General features: G+C 59.0%; 1 protein-coding gene. It reads left to right on the top strand.

Annotation, left to right across the window (positions count from 1 at the left end; translation table 11 throughout):
* Nucleotides 1–362, top strand: a 362-nt coding sequence (locus IE187_RS21205; protein WP_189677970.1) for a 5'-methylthioadenosine/S-adenosylhomocysteine nucleosidase, incomplete at its 5' end; no start/stop codon positions are given.
* Nucleotides 363–503 lie beyond the last annotated feature (141 nt).

Genomic DNA, 503 nt, shown 5'->3' with positions numbered 1-503 from the left:
CCGGCACCGCCGACCGGCCCATCGAGGAATACCATAGCGACGACCGTCTGCTCGAACTGGCCGACCAGGCGCTGAACGACTTGAACATTCACCATATCGTCGGCATCATCGCCACCGGCAACTATTTCGTCGATGATCCGCAGAAGGTCGAGCAGGTGATCCGTGAGACCGGCGCGGACGCGGTGGAAATGGAAGGCGCCGCCGTCGCGCATGTCGCCGCCCGCAACGACGTTCCCGCATTGGTGATTCGCGCGCTGAGCGACAACGCGGACACCGACTACGAGGATTTCAAAACGTTCGACATTTCCGAATACGCGGACACCGCCGCGAAACTGACGGTGAACATCGCCAAACGCATGTAGCGTTCATGTGGCGTTGCGAAACGCCTAACGTTGCGAAAAGCCGTTTCCACATCCCGTTTCCACATCCCGTTTGCCGCATGACCCGTCATCATGCATCGTCATATCGGCAAACGGGACGTCTCATATTCCGATATGCTGCGC

This window comes from Sphingomonas glacialis (assembly GCF_014653575.1).
In the GTDB taxonomy this organism is placed as follows: domain Bacteria; phylum Pseudomonadota; class Alphaproteobacteria; order Sphingomonadales; family Sphingomonadaceae; genus Sphingomonas; species Sphingomonas glacialis.
Note: the sequence above shows the minus strand (reverse complement) of the source record. Positions and strands in the feature narration are given on the sequence as shown.